At 54.7% G+C, this 247-nt stretch carries 1 protein-coding gene; it reads left to right on the top strand.

The window, feature by feature from the left end; genetic code table 11:
* A partial coding sequence (gene paaB / locus HBA93_RS22610; protein WP_221724729.1) for a 1,2-phenylacetyl-CoA epoxidase subunit PaaB occupies positions 1-224 on the top strand: 224 nt, incomplete at its 5' end.
* Between the last annotated feature and the right edge of the window lie 23 nt (positions 225-247).

Here is a 247-nt window from a genome sequence, read left to right as displayed (position 1 = left end):
GTCATGTTGGCAGCCTGCACGCACCGGATGCTGCAATGGCGATCAATAATGCGCGTGATGTCTATACCCGCCGCAATGAAGGTGTTTCCATCTGGGCGGTGCGCTCGGATGATATCGTCGCCTCCAGCCCGTCGGAAAAAGGCCCGCTTTTCGAGCCTTCCAACAGCAAAGTCTATCGCCATCCGACATTCTTCGAGATTCCTGAAGAAGTAGGGAGCATGTAATGAGCGCTGCCCACGGTAAAACA

Source organism: Ochrobactrum sp. SFR4, assembly GCF_019730395.1.
Taxonomy (GTDB): domain Bacteria; phylum Pseudomonadota; class Alphaproteobacteria; order Rhizobiales; family Rhizobiaceae; genus Pseudochrobactrum.
Note: the sequence above shows the minus strand (reverse complement) of the source record. Positions and strands in the feature narration are given on the sequence as shown.